We start from the raw sequence: 17,920 nt of genomic DNA, 5'->3' as shown, positions 1-17,920 counted from the left end.
TCGGGCCGAGGTGCAGGTGGCCTACGCGATCGGCAAGGCGCAGCCGGTGGGGGTGTTCGTGGAGACCTTCGGTACCGAGAAGATCGAGGTCGCCAGGATCCAGGACGCCATCCTCCAGGTGTTCGACCTGCGTCCGGCGGCGATCATCCGTGATCTGGACCTGCTGCGGCCGATCTACTCCCAGACCGCGGCCTACGGTCACTTCGGCCGCGAGGAGCCCAACTTCTCCTGGGAGCGCACCGACCGGGCCGACCAGCTCCGCCAGGCCGCCGGCCTCTGACCCGCGCCCGCCGCGGCCCGCACCGCCGGGCCGCGGCTTTCGCATGACCGCCGGCAGGCGTGCACGCTCGCGCGGGCCGGTTCGGCCTGGTGGGCGCCTTCTGGTAGGACCTAACCGTGACCGCGACCAGCCCCGCCGGGGAAGCCATCGGAGCGCCGCCGCCCGGCGCCGCCGGTGACCCGGCACGGCCGGGCGCGGCGCGGGACGCCGAGCCCGACGGACTCTGGGGCGAGACGACGCCGGGCAAGGGCGCGGGCACGGGCGTGGCCAAGGGGACGGTGGCGCCCGCGGGCGAGCTTCCGATCGCGCGGGTGGCCGTGGACGTGCCGCTGCCCCACCTCGACCGGCCCTTCGACTACGTGGTTCCCGAGACGATGGCCGAGGCGGCGGTGCCGGGCTGCCGGGTCAGGGTGCGCTTCGCGGGCAAGCTCGTCGACGGGTTCCTGCTCGAGCGGGCGGAGGCCAGCGAGCACGAGGGCAAGCTCGCGGCCCTCGAACGGGTCGTCTCCTCCGAGGCGGTGCTCACCCCGCAGATCGCGGCCCTGTGCCGGTCTGTGGCGGACCGGTACGCCGGCACCATGTCCGACGTCCTGCGGCTGGCCGTCCCCCCGCGACACGCCAAAGTAGAGGCCGAGGAGGCCAAGCGAGAGGCGGCGCGGCCCGTCTCCCCGACGTCCCCGAGTGAGGGGCCGGGTTCGCCGGCGGGGAGCGCTGGTGGACCGGCGGATGCTCCTGGGGCGATCCGGCCGGTGTCTCCGAGCGGGGGGGCGCAGGCCGTGGGCACCGGTGGGCCCGCGGACGCTCCTGGGCCGAGCCGGCAGGCGCGGGCGGGGCAGGGCGCCGCGGCGGGGCCCGTGGTGGACGGGCCGGCGCAGGAAGCGCAGGAAACGCTGAAGGCGCAGGGGGCGCGGTCGATCTCGGCGGAGCCGGGGGAGTGGGCGGAGTACCCGCTGGGGGCCTCCTTCCTCGCGGCGGTGGCGGAGGGCCGGGCGCCGCGGGCGGTGTGGAGCGTTCTTCCGGGAGCCGCGCACGGGCCCCGGTGGGCCGAGGGCGTCGCCCTGGCCGTGCTGGCCGCCTCCCGGGCGGGACGGGGCTCCCTGGTCGTGGTGCCCGACGGCAAGGACGTGGCCCTGCTCGACGCCGCGCTGACCCGCGTCCTCGGACAGGGCGCCCACGTGGCGCTGACCGCCGGCCTCGGTCCCGCCGAGCGGTACCGCCGGTGGCTGCGCGTGCTGCGGGGCGGAGTGCGGGTGGCCGTGGGGACGCGGGCGGCGGCGTTCGCCCCGGTCCACGACCTCGGCCTGGTGGCGATCTGGGACGACGGGGACGACCTGCACGCCGAGCGGCTGGCCCCCTACCCCCACGCGCGCGAGGTCCTGGCGCTGCGCGCCCACCAGACCGGCGCCGCGATGCTGATCGCCGGTTACGCCCGGACGGCGGAGGCGACCCGGTTGATCGCCGGCGGATGGGCCCGCCCGATCGCCGCGCCGCGCGAGACGCTGCGCCGGCACGCCCCCCGGGTGCGTCCGGCCGGCGACGACGCCGAGGTGGCCAGGGACGAGGCCGCCCGGGCGGCGCGCCTGCCGAGTTCGGCGTGGGCGGCGCTCAAGCAGGGCTTGGCGACCGGGCCCGTGCTGGTCCAGGTGCCCCGCCGCGGCTACCTGCCCGCGCTCGCGTGCCAGTCCTGCCGCGCCCAGGCCCGCTGCCACCAGCCTGTGGCGACCGTGACCCCTCCGCTCACCCCGGATCGGCCGGAAAGGCCGGGAAGCCCCCGCAGACCGGAGGACTCCGGCGTTTCCGCGATTCCCGGCATGCCGGGCACGTCCGACCCGGCATTCCCCCGCACCCCAGGCAGACCGGTGAACACCGGGAGACCGATGGACGCGGGCATGCCGGGGAACGCGGGCGTGCCGATGAACGCGGGCGTGCCGGGGAACGCCGGGACGCCCGCTCATGCCGGGATGGCGGCCGATACCGGGACGGACCGGTCGGGGGAGCCGCGTGGACGCGATGTGGCGGCGGTGATGTGCGGGGGGCCGCTGGCGCTGCGGGGAGGGCACGCGGCGCCGTACTGCCGGTGGTGCGGGCGCATCGCCGGCATGTGGCGCTGCCAGGCGTGCGGGAGCAACCGCATGCGCGCCGTCGTGGTCGGCGCCCGGCGCACGGCCGAGGAGCTCGGCCGCGCCTTCCCGTCGGTCCCGGTGAAGACCTCCGGGCGCGACGGCGTGCTGTCGGACGTCGGCCCGGCCCCGGCGCTGGTCGTCGCCACGCCCGGCGCCGAGCCGGTCGCCGAGGGCGGGTACGCGGCGGGCGTCCTGCTGGACGGCTGGGCGCTGCTCGGTCGTCCCGACCTGCGCGCGGCCGAGGAGGCGCTGCGGCGCTGGATGAACGCCGCGGCGCTGCTGCGCCCGGCCGCCGAGCTGGTGGTGCTCGCCGACTCCTCCGTCCCGGCCGCGCAGGCGCTCATCCGATGGGACCCGGTGACGCACGCCGAGCGCGAGCTGGCGGAACGGGCGGTCCTCGGGTTCCCGCCGGCGGTGCGCATGGCCACGCTGACCGGCACGGCGGCCGGGCTCAGGGAGATGGCGGGCGACCTACGGCTGCCCGGCGAGGCGCAGGTGCTCGGCCCCGTCCCGGTCGAGGGGGCCCGCTCGGGGCCCGAGGAGCCGCAGGAGCGGCTGATGGTAAGGGTGCCGCGCGCGGCGGGCCCGGCGCTGGCACGGGCGCTCAAGGGGGCGGCGGGCGTGAGGTCCGCCCGTAAGGCTCCCGACCTGGTCCGGGTGTGTATGGATCCGATCGATCTCATCTGACCGTAGGCCGCCGATTCGCGGGGCTGAAAGTAAGCCGTTAGTTTCTCCCTGTGTCGATCGAATGGGTGAACGGGGCCATCGAGGAGATCCGGGCGTGGGGGCGCTCGAAGGACGTCGTGGTGGACGCCGACGAGGTCCGCCTCCTGTGCGACTACGCCAGTGACTATCTGGACGTGAGCGAGCTCGCCGACTTCACGCCCGGCACGTTCGAGCAACTGCTGCTGGACATCTACCCCCGCAAGGTCATCGCACCGCCCGAGAGCGCCGCCGAGACGGTGGCGGCGGCGCGCACGCTGGTCGACTTCCTGCTGGAAAGCGGGGAGATCGGCACCAAGATGGCGGCCCGCATGCGCGCCAAGATCGACGAGATCGCGCCGGAGATGCCCGCCGCGCTCGCCGACACCTCCAAGTTCGGCATGGCCAAGAGCATCTTCGGGGCGATGGGCGCCGACGAGCCCGATCCGACCGCCCTGGACGCTCCCGGCCCCGCCGGCTCCGGCGACGACCTGCTCGGCCTGCCCCTCCACCGGCTGCGCGGCGTCACCGCGGACGACGGGTGCGAGTGCCCCGGGTGCTCCCCGCTGCCGGCCGTGCGGCTGGCGCCGCCGCAGCAGGTCGCCGGGGCGGTCCGCGAGGCCGGGCTGCTGCGGGACGCCCACCACGTGGTGGCCTGGATGCGCGACGCCGGCCGCACGCCGACCGTCCGGGGCGCCCTGCGCGTCCGGGACGCCGCGCGCGTCACCAGAGAGCTCGGCGTCGCCGCTCCCGAGACCGCGTGGCGGCTGGCGCTGTCCCTCGGGCTGGTGGAGGTCTCCGGCGCGGCCCTGACGGTCGCCCCCGGCTTCCGGCCGCTCCCCGAGCGCGACGACCGCGAGGTGCTGGACCTGTGGGCCGGCACGGTGGCGTTCGTCACCGACGGAACGGCCGACATCACCGGCTCGGCCGAGCTGGACCAGGAGCTGTACGCCGTCCACGACATGCTGTACCGCCTGCAGGAGCCCATGGCCCTCGCGGAACTGCGCGAGCACCTGGAGGAGGCGTGGACGGGCGCCCGGCCCGGCGGCGACGACCCGGACGACCAGGACGGGCTGGGCGCCGCGCTGGAGGTCCTGGCCTACTGCGGCACCATCGAGCGCGTGCGCGACGCCGTCCGGCTCACTCCGCACGGCCTGTGGGGGATGCGCGAGACCTTCGTCCGCATGGGCATGCCGGCGCCCGTCACGCCCGACCCCGCCGAGGGCGACGCGGCCGGCCTGGTCGACGGCCTGCTGGGCGGGGTGCCCGCCGAGCAGGCCGAGCGCGACATCGGCTCGTGGCTGGCCCGCCGGTCCCCTCCGGAAGCGGCGGCCGAGCTGCTCGGCGCCGTCCAGGCGCAGGACGCGGCGCGGCGCGGCGTCGCCGTCACGATCATCGACCGGCTCGGCCCGGAGGCGGCCGACGCCGTGCGGCCGTTCCTCTCCGACGCCGAGCTCCGCCCGCACGCCGTCCACTGGCTGTCCGCGCGCGGCCTCGAGGCGCCCGCGCTGACGCCCGAGGAGGCGCTGTGGGTGAGCGTCGACATGCTCGCCGTGGCCATGCCGGCCACCGAGGACGATCATGAGCGGTTCGCGGGCACCCTGGCCACGGCGGCGCCGCCCGCCCACGTCATCGAGGAGATGTGGCAGGTGGACCACCCCGACGTCGCCGAGGTCCTGGACCTGCTCGGCCGCCACCTGCCCGACCGCGAGATCGCCAAGGCCGCCCGCAAGGCGGCGTTCAAGGCGCGTTCGCGCGGCATTCACTGAGCGGGCCAGGCCAAGGTCCGCAGTCGGTCATCGCGTGTGGCTGGTGTGGAGTAAGTTGCCTGAATGGCCAACAGCGGTAACGGCGGGATCTTCGATCTTGGAGAGCTGCGCAGCCTCATCGACGAGCTGGGGAGCGTGTCAGGCGAGGAGCGGGAGGCGCTGCTCGCCGAGATGGCGGGGGAGAACGACGAATGCGATTGCGGTGAGTGCGAGAGCGAGGTGCTGAGCTTCCCACCGGTCGAGCTCGCGCCCGCTGACGAGCTCGCCGAGGCGGTGCTGACGGTGCCGCTGGTGCGGGACGCCCTGCGGCTGGCCGGCTGGACGGGCGCGAGACCGGTCACCGCCGAGGGGTTCCTGACGCCCGCCGACGCGCGGGAGGCCGCCGCGTGGCTCGGGGCGGACGACGAGCGGCTGCGCCTGGTGTGGGTCGTCGCGGTCAACACCGGCCTGCTGCGCATCACCCAGGCCGGCGCGTCCCCCGGGCCGGGGCTGCCCGCCGACCTGATGGAGTTCTGGGACGGGGTCGTCATGGACGTCCTCGACCGCACCGACGAGGGGCTGACCGGCTCGGCCGTGGCCGACGAGCACCTCACCGAGATGCTGGCCACCATCTACGCCACCAGCGACGGCATCACCTACACCGCCCTGGTCGAGGGCATGCTGCAGGCCCACGAGATCGGCTGCGAGGCTCGCGCGGCCGAGATGCGGCGGCTGCGTGAGCGGTTGCCGGCCGAGCTGGACGCCGCCCTGGACCTGCTGGCCTACTGCGGGCTGTTCGAGCGCGCGGCCGACCGCGTCCGGCTCACCCCCCTCGGGGTGTGGGCCGTTCGGCAGGACCTGCTGCGCGAGGGGCACGACGCGCCGCTGCTGGCCGAGGTCGCCTCCTACGCCGAGCTCAGCGCGGCCGAGCTGGTCGAGGCGATGCTGTCGGGCGAGGCGCCTTCCAGCGCCCCCACCCTTTGGGTCGAGCGCCGCGTCCCCGAGGACGCCGCGCGCGAGCTGATCAAGGTGGCGGCGTCCGGCACGCCGGGGCAGCGCGGGGTGATCGGCACGGTCCTGGAGGAGATCGGCCCGGAGGCCGAGCCCGCCGTCCGCGAGGCGCTGGCCGAGCCGGCGATGTGGCGCCACGCCGCCGTCTGGCTCGGGGTACGCGACCTGGCCGCGCCGGTCCTCAACGAGGACGACGGCACCTGGCTCGCCGTCGACACCCTGGCCACGCTGCTGCACATCCCCGACGCCCAGGAGGCCATGGGCGAGTTCGAGGCTCTGGAGGCGGGGGAGGAACTGCTGCGCCTGGTCGACGAGATCAGCCACAGCGGCCACCCCGACTCCATCGCCGTGCTCGAACTGCTCGGCGCCCACCATCCCGACGCCACCGTCGCCAAGGCGGCCCGCAAGGCCGCCATGAAGGCCCGCTCCCGCTGACCCGCCCCGCGGCCGCTCCGTCGTGTCACGTGGGCGGCCGCCCGGCGCATGATCGCGGACGCGGCGTTCGCGGTGAGCCACATAAACTAGTGGGACCTTCAATTCGTGACGTGAACGGAGTCTTCCGTGGCCATACAGTCGATCCGCCTGTTCGGCGACCCGGTGCTGCGCACCCCCGCGGAGCCGGTCAAGGACTTCGACAAGGAGCTCCGCAAGCTCGTCAAAGACCTCACCGACACGATGATGGACGCCCCCGGCGCCGGCCTGGCCGCGCCGCAGATCGGGGTCGGCCTGCGGGTGTTCACCTACTACGTGGACGACACCCTCGGCCACCTGGTCAACCCCACCCTCGACCTGTCGGAGGACAAGGACGAGGAGGGTGAGGAGGGCTGCCTGTCCTTCCCCGGCCTCACCTTCCCGACGCCGCGCGCCATCCGGGCCGTCGCCAAGGGCTTCGACATGCACGGCGAGCCGGTCACCATCGAGGGCACCGACCTGATGGCCCGCTGCGTGCAGCACGAGACCGACCACCTCGACGGCGTGCTGTTCATCGACCGCATGGATCCCAAGCAGCGCAAACTGGCGATGAAGGCGATCCGCGAGGCCGAGTGGAGCGGGCTGGCCGCCCCGGCCGTCAAGTTCTCGCCGCACGCCACTCAAGGGAAGGCTCTCTAGCAAGTGCGCCTCGTCTTCGCCGGAACCCCCGAGACCGCCCTGGCCCCGCTGCGGGCGCTGCTCGACTCGCCCAGGCACCAGGTGGTGGCCGTGGTGACCCGCCCGGACGCCCAGTCCGGGCGGGGCCGCAAGGTCCACCCCAGTCCCGTCGCCGAGCTGGCCGAGTCCGCCGGCATCGAGGTGCTGCGTCCGGCCAAGGCGGGCGACCCCGAGTTCCTGGCCCGGCTCAAGGCCATCGACCCCGACTGCTGCCCGGTCGTGGCCTACGGTGCGCTGCTGCCCCAGTCGGCGCTGGACATCCCCCGGCACGGCTGGATCAACCTGCACTTCTCGCTGCTGCCGGCCTGGCGCGGCGCCGCCCCGGTGCAGCACGCCGTGCTCCACGGCGACCCGATCACCGGCGCGGCGACGTTCCAGATCGTCAAGGCGCTCGACGCCGGCCCGGTGTACGGGGTGGTGACCGAGGAGATCCGGCCCGACGACACCAGCGGCGAGCTGCTGGCCCGCCTGTCGGAGTCGGGCGCGGGCCTGCTGGCGGCGACGCTCGACGGCGTGGAGGACGGCACCCTGGAAGCCCGCCCGCAGCCCGCCGAGGGCGTCAGCTACGCGCCCAAGCTGGAGGTGGCGGACGCGCGGGTCGACTGGACGGCGCCCGCGATGCGCGTCGACCGGCTGGTGCGCGCGTGCACCCCGAACCCCGGCGCCTGGACCGAGTTCCGGGGCGCGCGGCTCAAGCTCGGCCCGGTCGCGCCCGTCCCCGGCCCCTCGGCCCTCGTGCCCGCCGAGGGCGCGCTCGCACCGGGGCAGATCGCCGTCGCCAAGGACACCGTCCTGGTCGGCACCGCCACCCAGCCCGTGCGGCTCGGCGAGGTCCAGCCCCAGGGCAAGCGCCTGATGACCGCCGGTGAGTGGGCGCGCGGCGTGCGCCCCGGCGCCGACGACCGGCTCGCCTGATGGGCTCTCCCAGCGGCGCGGGCCGCACGGGCGGCGGACGGCCCGGCGCGGGTGGCAGGAGGCCCGGCCCGGGCGGCAGGAGGCCGAAGCCGGTGCGCGACGAGGCCCGCAACGTCGCCTACGACCTGCTGCGGGCCGTCGACGAGCGCGACGCCTACGCCAACCTGCTGATGCCCACCCTGCTGCGCGAGCGAGGCCTGTCCGGCCGTGACGCCGCCCTGGCGACCGAGCTGGCCTACGGCACCCTGCGCGGCCTCGGCACCTACGACGAGATCGTCGCCGCGTGCAGCGACCGCCCGCCGGAGGACATCGACCCGCCGCTGCTGGACGCCATCCGTCTCGGGGTCCACCAGCTCCTCAAGACGCGGGTGCCCCCGCACGCCGCCGTCAGCGCGACGGTCGACCTGGTGCGGCTGCGTGTGGGCACCGGCGCCTCGAAGTTCGCCAACGCCATTCTCCGCAAGGTCGCCACCCGCGACTTCGACCAGTGGCTGCCCATCGTCGCCCCCGACCCCGGCGAGGACGCCGTGGGCCACCTGGCCGTCGCCTACAGCCACCCGCGGTGGATCGTCTCGGCGCTGCGCGACGCGGTCGGCGGCGGCTTCGAGGAGACCGCCGACCTGCTGGCCGCCGACAACGAGCGCCCCGCGGTGACGCTCGTCGCCTGGCCGGGCCGCAGCACCGTGGGTGAGCTGGCCGAGGACGGCGCGGTCGCGGCCCGCTACTCGCCGTACGCGGCCTACCTCCCCGAGGGGGACCCGGCGTCCCTGGAGGCCGTCGCGCAGGGCCGTGCGGCCGTCCAGGACGAGGCCAGCCAGCTCGTCGCGCTCGCCCTGACCCGGGTGCCCGTCGAGGGCTCCGACCGCTTCTGGCTGGACATGTGCGCAGGCCCGGGCGGCAAGGCCGGGCTGCTCGACGCGCTCGCCGTGCAGAACGACCGCCACCTGCTCGCCGCCGACCAGCGCTTCCACCGCGCCCGGCTGGTGTGGCGGGCCACGCGCAGGGCCGGGGTCATCACCGCCGACGGCACCCGGCCCGCCTGGCGGGACGGCGCCTTCGACCGGGTGCTGGTCGACGCCCCCTGCACCGGCCTCGGCGCGCTGCGCCGGCGCCCCGAGGCCCGCTGGCGGCGCTCCTCCGACAGCGTCCAGGAGCTCGGCGCGATCCAGCGGCGCCTGCTCGGCTCGGCCTTGGACGCCGTCCGCCCCGGTGGGGTCGTGGCGTACGTGACGTGCTCGCCGCACCTCGCCGAGACCCGCGTCGTGGTCGGCGACGTGGTCAAGAGGCGGGGTGACGCCGAGCTGCTGGACGCCCCCTCCTACCTCCGCGAGGTCGACCACCTGGGCGAGGGCCCCTACGCCCAGTTCTGGCCCCACCGCCACGGCACCGACGCCATGTTCCTGTCCCTCATCCGCCGCACCTGACCCCGGCGCCCGCCGGCCCGGTGGGCACAAGAGGGGTCGGTGCTTCGCCGCCCTGGGTCAGCCGGAGTAGCGTTCGGCGATCGCGGCGAAGGCGGCTTTGGGCTCCCAGGGCATGTCGGGGTAGGTGTCGCCGTTGCGGCCGTCGAGGACCTTGACGATCCCGAGGCTGGCGAGGTCGAGGTCGTCGCGGGGGTCTCCGTCGGGGCGGTGGGGCAGGTTGCGGAGCGCGAAGAGGTGGACGAAGGCGCTGTCGACGCCCTCGCCGTCGAAGATCTCGAGCAGTTCGCCGAGGTAGGCCGCCTGGCCGGCCTCGTCGCGCTCGTACCGCCCGTCCAGCCGCATCGCGCCGGTGGCTTCGTCGATCCGCAGGATCTCCATGCTGCGTGGCGCGACGTCGCCCGCACCGCGCCAGGTCGCGGTGCCGAAACCGGTGACGGCGACGGGTTTGGGTTGTGCGACGAGGTCGCGCACGCCGCTTCGGAACCGGTCGGCGACCTCCGCGGATCGGATGAGCTCGTAGGTCACGAAGTCGAACAGGTCCCAGTCGACGCCCTCGAACGGGATGGCGGCGTAGGTGACCTTTCCGTGGAAGCGCTCGCGGACCGCTGCCACGGCGGTGGTGAGAAAGTCGCCGATACGGGTCCGGACCTCGGCGAGGCGTTCCGCCCGGCCGTCCGGGTGGTCCAGCAGGCGGGCGAGTCGTTCCTCGAGGCGGTCGCCGTCGGCGAATCCCCGGTTCATGAGGCTCAGTTCGACGCCGGTGACGAACACGACCTCGGCTCCCGCCGCGCGCAGCCGCTCGGCCCGGCCGGCGCAGTCGAGGAACAGCGTGAGGATCTCGTCGGTCGTCAGGTCCAGCGGGTACGGCGAGAACCAGACCTCAAGGCCGAGGCCGGCGGCACAGCGGGCGGCGAGCTCCAGGCGCCCCGGGTCGCCGCCGATGATCTGGACGGCATTGCAGTGCAGGTCGTCGCGGATGATGGTCAGCTCTCGCCGGACCAGCTCCGGGTCGAAGCCTTCCACCGAGTTGACGCCATCGCGGATGAACCCGGTGTCGTAGGTCATGCCCCTTGCGCGCATGTGTGTCGGTCCTTTCTCGGATGTCTGTGGAGCGGACGAGAGGCGACGCTACCAGATTCTTGCGCGTACGCATTTTTGCGTGTGCGCAAGGTGTGTTAGGATGAGGGACGTGACGACGAATCGGCCGGGCCTGCGTGAACGGAAGAAGGAGGCCACCAGACAGGCGCTCCGAACGGCGGCGTTGCGCCTCGCGCTGGAACACGGGCCCGACAACGTCCGCGTCGACGACATCGCCGAGGCCGCGGGCGTGTCGCCCAGGACCTACAACAACTACTTCGCAAGCCGTGAGCAGGCGATCGTCGCCGCGGTCACCGCGGAGCGCGCGTCACGGGTGGCGGCGGCCGTGGCCGCCCGTCCCGCCGACGTCGGCCTCGCCGACGCCGTCATCGACGCCGTCGTCGGGGAGTACACCGACCCGGGCGACGATGCGCGGGACGCGCTGCTGATGATCACTACCAGTCCCGCCCTGCGCGCCTGCTACGCCGACACCGTCACCACGATGGAGGGGCCGCTCGCCGAGGCGATCGCCCAACGCTGCCGAGGCGTGGACCCGCTGACCGCCCAGGTGCTCTCCGCCGGCGTCGGCGCGGCCGCCAAGGTCGCGCTCCAGCGCTGGCTGCGATCGACGGCCGTGCCCGCGCCGGCCAGCGGCCTGCTGGTCCCGTCGGGGTCCCTGCCAGCCCTGATGCGGATCGCGCTGATGCCACTCGCGCCGGCACTGGACGCGGTCACCTGAGCCGCGGCCCCCCGTGGACTCCCGGAGAGGATCGACCATCGACCGACCGGTCGAGGCATTGAGGAGGTGATGAGGCGATGTGGCCACGGGTCAACGGGATGCGTTCCCTCGAACTGGGCACCCCGGGCGAGATGCGGGCCTGGCTGAACGGCCTCGTCGTGAGTGGCGTGAAGACCGCGACGACCGGTCTGCTCGCCGAATACGCCGCCGAGACCGAAGGGCTGGAGTATCCCGGCGAGCGTCTGGCCGTGCTGGACGACGACGGCGCGCCCGTCGCCACGGTGGAGATCACCGGCGTGGAGGTGAGGCCCTTCATCGAGGTGACCTGGGAGCACGCCGCCGTCGAGGGAGAGGGGGACGCCTCCCTCGACGACTGGCGCGCCGGCCACCGCCGCTACTGGTCGCGCGCCGGCACCCCCGTCCAGGACGACACCCCGGTCGTCTGCCTCTCCTTCCACCTCACCCAGCCCCTGACCGGCCCAGGGGCCCGTCCAAGGCGCGGTGGTAGCGCCTGCTGATGGCGTTCGTCCCCCGGCCGGCATTCACCGGCGCTACATTTCGTGTTTCCGTATGTACGTTGCGTCCACCGGCTGGGAGGGGATGATGGAGAGATGGGAACCGTGCTGGCTGCGCCGAGGGCGACACCGCAGGAGACGAGACGACACGATCTCGAGTCGCGCTACCGGAAGGTATGCGAGATCTGCGAGGAGCGCCGCGTTGAGATCATCGACGGCAGGATCGTGATCGGCGAGATGCCTACTTTCGATCACAACCAGGTGATCTTCCGGCTTCTCATGCAGATCATGTCGGTCGTGGCCGACCGCGACTGGATCATCTGTAACGACATCAAGGTCTTTCTCGGCGCCCAGATAGATCGCTATCGCCCGGACGTCACCGTGGTCCCCTCCAAGCCTCGCATGTGGGACGCGGAGAACGTCTATGGTGAGGAGACGCTCCTGGTCGTCGAGGTCGTCTCGCCGAGCAGCCAGAAAGACGACCACGACGTCAAACCCTGGAACTGTGCGTTGGCCGGGGTGCCCCTCTACCTGGTCATCGACACCTTCCGCGGCACCGCACGGCTTCTGAGTCACCCCGGCGGGAACGGCTACACCCACGAGGTGGCCGTGGCACTCGGGGACACGCTGGAGCTCCCGGAGCCATGGAGCCTCGACCTCGACACGGCGGTGCTGCTGATCTGAATCTCGCAGATCGCCCGGCCGCCTCCCGCATGGCTGAACAGAGGCGATGTGGCGGCCGTCGGCAGCGGAACGCCGGGGTCAGCGGAGGGGGGTGAAGAAGGTGCGCAGGTCGGCGGCGAGGATGTCGGGGACGATGTGGGCGGCGTAGTGGCCGCCGCGGTCGTAGGACTTCCAGTGGACGATGTTGGCGTGGTCGCGTTCGGCGAAGGTACGCATGGAGACGAAGTCACCCTCGAACATCGCCAGGCCCAGGGGGACGGTGGTGGGCTCCTTGGGGTGCTCGGCGCGGGCGTCCTCGTAGTAGAACCGGGTGGCCGAGGTCGCGGTGCCGGTGACCCAGTAGAGCATCGTGTTGGTGAGGACGAAGTCGGCGTCCAGGTCGCCCAAGAGCTGGGAGTTCCAGCCCAGCAGCCCCACCGGCGAGTCGAAGATCCCGTACGACAGCGTCTGCGGCTGCTGGGAGTGCAGGACGTTGAAGGCCATCTTGTTGTCGTAGAACCACTGGAGCACCTCCAGCGCCTTCTTGTCCTCGGGGGTGATCTTCTCGAACTCGGCCGGGTCGCCCGACGGGAAGGAGAAGATCTGCGTGACGTGCACCCCGGTCACGTGCTCGGGCGCGAGGCGTCCCAGCTCGGGGGCGACGAACGAGCCGCCGTCGTTGCCGGCCGCGCCGTAGCGGTCGTAGCCGAGCCGCCGCATCAGCTCGGCCCACGCGCTGGCCGTGCGGTACCGGTTCCAGCCGCGTTCCCTGGTCGGTCCGGAGAAGCCGAAGCCGGGCAGCGAGGGGATCACCACGTGGAACGCCTGCGCCGGGTCCTCCGGGTGGGTGAGCAGGTCGATGATCTTCAGGTACTCCACGATCGAGCCCGGCCAGCCGTGGGTGAGGATCAGCGGCAGGGCGTCCGGGTGCGGTGAGCGGACGTGCAGGAAGTGGATGTCCTGCCCGTCGATCTCGGTGAGGAACTGCGGGTACCGGTTGATCGCGGCCTCCTGCGTGCGCCAGTCGTACCCGTCGCGCCAGTACTCGGCGAGCCCCCTGACGTACTCCACCGGCACGCCGTAGTCCCAGCCCGTCCCGGGGATCTCGTCGGGCCACAGCGTACGGCCGAGCCGGTCGTGCAGGTCGTCCAGTTGGGCCTGGGGGACGTCGATGCGGAAGGCCCTGATCTCTGCGTTCTGGTTCATGAGAAGGACACTAGACGGCCTTCCGGTCAGGTCCTGTCCTGAAGGTACGGCAGGCTGGGAACCATGTTGGAGACCTCGGCGCGGCTGCTGCGCCTGCTGTCCTTGCTGCAGTCCCGGCGCGACTGGCCCGGCGCGTCCCTGGCCGAGCGGCTCGGGGTGAGCGAGCGCACCGTCCGCCGCGACGTCGACCGGCTGCGCGAGCTGGGCTACCCGGTGAACGCGACCCGCGGCACCGACGGCGGCTACCGGCTGGGCGCGGGCGCGGCCATGCCGCCGCTCCTGCTGGACGACGAGGAGGCGGTGGCCGTGGCGGTCGGGCTGAGGACGGCCGCCCGTGGCGCCGTGGCCGGCATCGAGGAGACCTCGGTGCGCGCGCTCGCCAAGCTGGAGCAGGTGCTGCCGTCCCGGTTGCGTCATCGGGTCGGCGCCCTGCAGGCGTCCATCGAGGCCGTGCCCCCGGACCGGCCGGGGCCCGCGGTCGACCCCGGCGTGCTCACCGCGCTCGCCGCGGCCTGCCGCGACCGGGAGCGCCTGCGGTTCGACTACCGCGCGCACGACGGGTCGGCCGCCGTGCGCACCGTCGAGCCGCACCGGCTGGTGTCGTGGGGCCGCCGCTGGTACCTGGTCGCCTGGGACGTCGAGCGCCAGGACTGGCGGACCTTCCGCGCCGACCGCGTCGAGCCGCGCACGCCCACCGGCCCGCGCTTCCCGCCCCGGGACCCGCCCGAGGGCGGGGCCGCCGCCCATGTCGCGCGCGGGGTGTCGGCGGCGGCGTGGCGGCACCGGGCCCGCGTCCTGGTGCACGCCCCGGCCGAGGTCGTGGCCGAGCGCGTCAACCCCGCCGTCGGCGTGGTGGAGGCGGTGGACGAGCGTACGTGCGTGCTGCACACCGGGGCGGACGGCCTGACCACCCTGGCCGTCCACCTCGGCATGCTGGACCTGGACTTCCAGGTCACCGAGCCCCCGGAGCTGGTCGAGCGCCTGCGCGTGCTCGCCGACCGCTACGCCCGCGCGACCCGGCCGGGGGAGCCGGCCGGGTCGGCGGGAGTGGGATGAGCCTCGTGGCCGGTCAGCCCGGGGGGAACTGGCCGTTCTTGGCCACCGGGACGCCGAGCTGCGCGGCTCCGTACAGGACCGCCGTCTCGGCCGGCAGGCCGGCCAGCACCGGGTTGAGGTGCTTCAGGCTCAGGGTGACCGGGTTGATGGCGGGGGCGATGACGTCGAAGTTCTCCAGGTCGATCCATCGCAGGATGTTCGCCATCGCCGTCGGCACGCTGTCTCCGGCCTTGAGCACCGGCACGCAGAGCTGGCGGCCGTAGGTGACCTGCACCGACGCGGTGGGGATCTGGCCGGTCAGCACCGGGTTGAGCTGGGTGAGGGCCAGCTTGCGGTTCATCAGGGTGTTCGGGGTGAGCCCGTAGCACTTCAGGTCGATGTGCGAGACCAGCGACAGCACCTCGGAGGGCGGGACCAGGCCGTTCTTGGCGACCGGGACGCACAGGTGCTGCGGGGCGGTGATGACGACCTGCTCGCGCGGCAGGTCCTGGAGCACCGGGTTGAGGTGGCTGAGGACCAGCGACCTGTTCACCGTGGCCCCGGTGATCCGGTAGCACGACAGGTCCACGTACCGGATGAAGTCCAGGACGCCGGACGGCGGGATCACCTGGTTCTTGGCGACCGGGACGCACAGCTTCTCGCGCGCGCCGAGGGTGACCTGTTCGGTCGGCAGGTCCTGGAGCACCGGGTTGAGGTGCTTCAGCGTCAGCGTGGTGGTGGGCGGCTGGTAGGTGCTGGTCTTGAAGCACTCCAGGTCGAGGTAGGACGTGAAGGCCTTCGGGGTGGGCAGCGCGAGCGCGGTGGCGGACGGCGCGATGAGGGACGCCGCGGCGACCATTCCCACGACTAGGCACAGCACGCGCCGGACGGCCGATATCGGGCGTCCTCGATTTCCTCTGGCGGATACGCGCATGGCTCGGCTCCAGGAGTCCGTGGATGGGGTGGGATCCCAACTGTCTGTCCGCGGGATGGATTTGACAAGAAATGTGTCCGCTTTCTGACGCCCTCGGCATATGGCGCGGTTGATCGACGCGCATTGCGGCCCGGCGCCGGGCCTGGGCGATCGGGCAGGGCCGATTACCAGGGGCAGGGCCGCGCCGGGACGGCCGCGCCGCTCGGCCGGCATCGCCATTTCACGCCGGAGAGGGTCGGCTGTGATACGGCGTCACCGGCGGGATGATTGTTCCGCGTCACGTCCGCCGATCACCGTGACGGCCCGTTCCCCGGGCCGCCGGCCAACGGGGGATAAAGGGAGATCCGAATAGGCTTCTGGTTTCCCTCGCGGCCGATTTCTGTAATCGGCATATCAGAGAAGAGAAGGAGACCCGCTGCTTTCCGGTGCCGGGCGGAACGGCGACGTCCCGTCCGCGAGGAAGGGGCGCGGCAAGGTGTCACATGACAGTTATCACAAGCGGTTGGTGTTAGTTGTTTCTACCGGCGACGGGCGTGCGGGGCGAGTCTGGACCTGCGCAAAGAGGCAGCGAGCAGTCCAGATGCCCGCTGCCGCTCCCGTCGGATCCCGGCCGCCGAGCCGGGCGGAAGGAAGTGGCCCGATGGCCGAAAGCCTTTACATTCTCGGTGACGACGACCGCAAGAAGTTCGCCAGGCTCGTCGCCGCCGCCTGGTCGGAGGGCGAGGTCAAGACCCGCTACGGCCGCGAGCCCCGGCTGATGCTGGCCGAGTACGGCATCGCCTACCCCGAGGGCGTGGCCACCCCGCCGCTGCCGCCCAAGCCCGCCGGCGAGTTCAGCATCGAGGAGCTGGAGGTCGCGGCCGGCACCGAGGCCCCGGCCGACGGCTGCTTCGGATCGGTGAGCTCGATCAGCAGCATCGGCGGTTGCCTCGGCACCGCCTCCACCTACGGCTGCGGCATGGAAGCGAAAGCCTGACCCGTCTTGGGGCGCCGTCCCTCCCGAGGGCGCACCCGGGACCTCCGTCGTGGCACCCGGCGGCCCGCCGCCGCCGGGTGCCTCCGGAAAGCGGGTTCCGTGATGCGTTGCCTTCCCCCGAATGGGTTGCCATGATCCGTTTGTGACCCAGACAGGGGTTGTAGGGCCCAAAGCGGTCGCTCGCGCGCCGCTGGAGGTGCGGATCGGCCGCGCGGCGATCGTGGCGTTCGCCCTCTACCTGATGACACCCACGTTCGTGCACTACATCGAGGACGCGCGGCCCGCGCGGATCCCCGGTGCCGTACTGGCGGCGGTGGTCGTCGCCCTCTACATCGCGGCCGGCTGCACCGGCCCGCGCGGTCCCTGGCACCGCTGGGCGGTCGGGGTGATGGCGCTGCTGGTCTACCTTCCGCTGCCCTTCCTCGGCGAGTGGTGGGCCGCCTCCAGCGTCTTCCTCACCGCGATGACGCTGGGACTGCTTCCCCGGCCCTACCCGCTTCCGGCCTTCGCGCTGGTGGCGGTCGCCGAGACCTTCAAGTCGATGGCCCTCGGCGACGTCCTGGCCGGCGGACTGTCCTGGACGCTGTCGGTCGCGGTGGCGGCCATCCCGCTGGCGGGACTGACGCACTTCGCCGAGACGGCGCGGGTCCTGTACGCGACCAGGGCCGAGCTCGCCACGGTGGAGGTGGCGGCACAGCGCGCGAGGACCGTCCGCGAGCTGGAAGCCATCCTCGGCAGCCGCCTGGACGCCATCGCCGAGCAGGGACGCGCCGTCCTGTCCGGCGTGGACGGCGAGGCCGCGGCCGTCAGGACGGAGCTGGGCCGCATGCTCGACATGGCCCGCGAGGCGCAGACGGAGATGCGCGGGTTCGCGCATCGGGAGCAGCGGCTCCCATCGGGAAAGGCGGACTACCAGATATGACGAACATCACGACACGTCGGTGTTAGTTGTTTCTGGCGTGCTCTGTCGCCGATGACAAGTCTGGTCCTCGTAGGGGTCAACCCCCTGACCTCCCGGGAAGAGCGGACGAGCGTCCGCGACCACCGGAGCCTCACCACCGAGGTGACACCATGCCGCAAGACCCGTTGTCCCCCGAACTGCGCACCCAGCTCGCCCGGTTCGTCGCCCGCGCCTGGTCCGACGAGACGATCAGGCGGGAGTTCGAACGAGACCCCCGCGCCGCGCTCGCCGGCGCCGGCGTCGAATGGCCGCGGGAGCTGCCCCCGCCCGACCTTCCCGCCCAGCCCGGCCAGGCCATCGACCTGGAGAGCCTCGAATCGTCCGCGGGCGGAGCCCTCGGCACGATCGGCACCGTGAGCTGCCCGACCGGTTGCTTCTCCGGCGGGCAGACCGCCTGACGATCACAGCAGTCCCAGGCGGGGCGGTGGGCAGTCCAGATGCCCACCACCTCGCCGGAAAAGC

17 protein-coding genes are annotated in these 17,920 nt (G+C 73.2%); 14 read left to right on the top strand and 3 right to left on the bottom strand.

What is annotated here, in order from left to right; genetic code table 11:
* The 7 genes from ACWEN6_RS36025 to ACWEN6_RS35995 form a co-directional block, all read left to right on the top strand.
* On the top strand, positions 1–280 hold a 280-nt coding region (locus tag ACWEN6_RS36025; protein ID WP_452576481.1), incomplete at its 5' end, for a methionine adenosyltransferase domain-containing protein.
* 116 nt (positions 281–396) lie between these two features.
* Positions 397–3,090, top strand: coding sequence for a primosomal protein N' family DNA-binding protein (locus ACWEN6_RS36020; RefSeq protein WP_452576480.1), 2,694 nt, complete (start codon positions 397–399; stop codon positions 3,088–3,090).
* Positions 3,091–3,140: 50 nt separating this feature from the next.
* Positions 3,141–4,874 carry a hypothetical protein gene (locus ACWEN6_RS36015; protein WP_452576479.1) on the top strand — a complete coding sequence of 578 codons (1,734 nt, stop codon included), beginning with the start codon at positions 3,141–3,143 and terminating at the stop codon, positions 4,872–4,874.
* Between the two features lie 63 nt (positions 4,875–4,937).
* Positions 4,938–6,299 (top strand): hypothetical protein, encoded by a 1,362-nt coding sequence (locus tag ACWEN6_RS36010; RefSeq protein WP_452576478.1) that lies wholly within the window; start codon positions 4,938–4,940, stop codon positions 6,297–6,299.
* Between the two features lie 126 nt (positions 6,300–6,425).
* A complete protein-coding gene (gene def, locus ACWEN6_RS36005) occupies positions 6,426–6,974 on the top strand; it encodes a peptide deformylase (RefSeq protein ID WP_452576477.1) in 549 nt (182 codons plus the stop codon).
* 3 nt (positions 6,975–6,977) lie between these two features.
* The gene (fmt, locus tag ACWEN6_RS36000) at positions 6,978–7,928 is read left to right on the top strand and encodes a methionyl-tRNA formyltransferase (protein ID WP_452576476.1); all 951 of its coding nucleotides are present in this window, start codon (positions 6,978–6,980) and stop codon (positions 7,926–7,928) included.
* Positions 7,928–9,352 (top strand): RsmB/NOP family class I SAM-dependent RNA methyltransferase, encoded by a 1,425-nt coding sequence (locus ACWEN6_RS35995; protein ID WP_452576475.1) that lies wholly within the window; start codon positions 7,928–7,930, stop codon positions 9,350–9,352. The genes fmt and ACWEN6_RS35995 overlap by 1 nt, the downstream gene beginning before the upstream one ends.
* Positions 9,353–9,409: 57 nt before the next feature.
* On the opposite strand, the gene ACWEN6_RS35990 is transcribed toward ACWEN6_RS35995, so the two are convergent.
* Positions 9,410–10,432 carry a hypothetical protein gene (locus ACWEN6_RS35990; RefSeq protein ID WP_452576474.1) on the bottom strand — a complete coding sequence of 341 codons (1,023 nt, stop codon included), beginning with the start codon at positions 10,430–10,432 and terminating at the stop codon, positions 9,410–9,412.
* Positions 10,433–10,541: 109 nt separating this feature from the next.
* On the opposite strand from ACWEN6_RS35990, the gene ACWEN6_RS35985 reads away from it, so the two are divergent.
* The 3 genes from ACWEN6_RS35985 (at position 10,542) to ACWEN6_RS35975 (ending at position 12,367) form a co-directional block, all read left to right on the top strand.
* Complete coding sequence (locus ACWEN6_RS35985; RefSeq protein WP_452576473.1) at positions 10,542–11,168, top strand: TetR/AcrR family transcriptional regulator; 627 nt, start codon at positions 10,542–10,544, stop codon at positions 11,166–11,168.
* 98 nt (positions 11,169–11,266) lie between these two features.
* On the top strand, positions 11,267–11,686 hold the full coding sequence (locus tag ACWEN6_RS35980) for an ASCH domain-containing protein (protein WP_452576472.1): 420 nt from the start codon (positions 11,267–11,269) through the stop codon (positions 11,684–11,686).
* Positions 11,687–11,779: 93 nt separating this feature from the next.
* Complete coding sequence (locus tag ACWEN6_RS35975; RefSeq protein WP_354850105.1) at positions 11,780–12,367, top strand: Uma2 family endonuclease; 588 nt, start codon at positions 11,780–11,782, stop codon at positions 12,365–12,367.
* A 78-nt stretch (positions 12,368–12,445) separates the two neighbouring features.
* Here the strand turns inward: ACWEN6_RS35975 and ACWEN6_RS35970 are convergent, their stop codons facing one another.
* A complete protein-coding gene (locus ACWEN6_RS35970; protein WP_452576471.1) occupies positions 12,446–13,552 on the bottom strand; it encodes an epoxide hydrolase family protein in 1,107 nt (368 codons plus the stop codon).
* Positions 13,553–13,615: 63 nt separating this feature from the next.
* Here ACWEN6_RS35970 and ACWEN6_RS35965 point away from each other — a divergent pair, with 63 nt between their 5' ends.
* Positions 13,616–14,608: a helix-turn-helix transcriptional regulator gene (locus tag ACWEN6_RS35965; protein ID WP_452576470.1), complete on the top strand. Its 993-nt coding sequence runs from the start codon at positions 13,616–13,618 to the stop codon at positions 14,606–14,608.
* Between the two features lie 13 nt (positions 14,609–14,621).
* On the opposite strand, the gene ACWEN6_RS35960 is transcribed toward ACWEN6_RS35965, so the two are convergent.
* On the bottom strand, positions 14,622–15,446 hold the full coding sequence (locus ACWEN6_RS35960; protein WP_452576484.1) for a hypothetical protein: 825 nt from the start codon (positions 15,444–15,446) through the stop codon (positions 14,622–14,624).
* 715 nt (positions 15,447–16,161) lie between these two features.
* Between ACWEN6_RS35960 and ACWEN6_RS35955 the strand changes: the two genes are divergently transcribed.
* The 3 genes from ACWEN6_RS35955 (at position 16,162) to ACWEN6_RS35945 (ending at position 17,856) form a co-directional block, all read left to right on the top strand.
* Positions 16,162–16,497 (top strand): hypothetical protein, encoded by a 336-nt coding sequence (locus ACWEN6_RS35955; protein ID WP_354850114.1) that lies wholly within the window; start codon positions 16,162–16,164, stop codon positions 16,495–16,497.
* Positions 16,498–16,639: 142 nt separating this feature from the next.
* Complete coding sequence (locus tag ACWEN6_RS35950; RefSeq protein WP_452576469.1) at positions 16,640–17,419, top strand: hypothetical protein; 780 nt, start codon at positions 16,640–16,642, stop codon at positions 17,417–17,419.
* 149 nt (positions 17,420–17,568) lie between these two features.
* Positions 17,569–17,856 carry a hypothetical protein gene (locus tag ACWEN6_RS35945; RefSeq protein ID WP_354850120.1) on the top strand — a complete coding sequence of 96 codons (288 nt, stop codon included), beginning with the start codon at positions 17,569–17,571 and terminating at the stop codon, positions 17,854–17,856.
* The last annotated feature ends 64 nt before the right edge of the window (positions 17,857–17,920 follow it).

The sequence above is a fragment of the Sphaerisporangium sp. NPDC004334 genome (genome assembly GCF_053602655.1).
The sequence above is the reverse complement of the archived record's forward strand: the minus strand, read 5'-3'. Positions and strand labels throughout refer to the sequence as shown.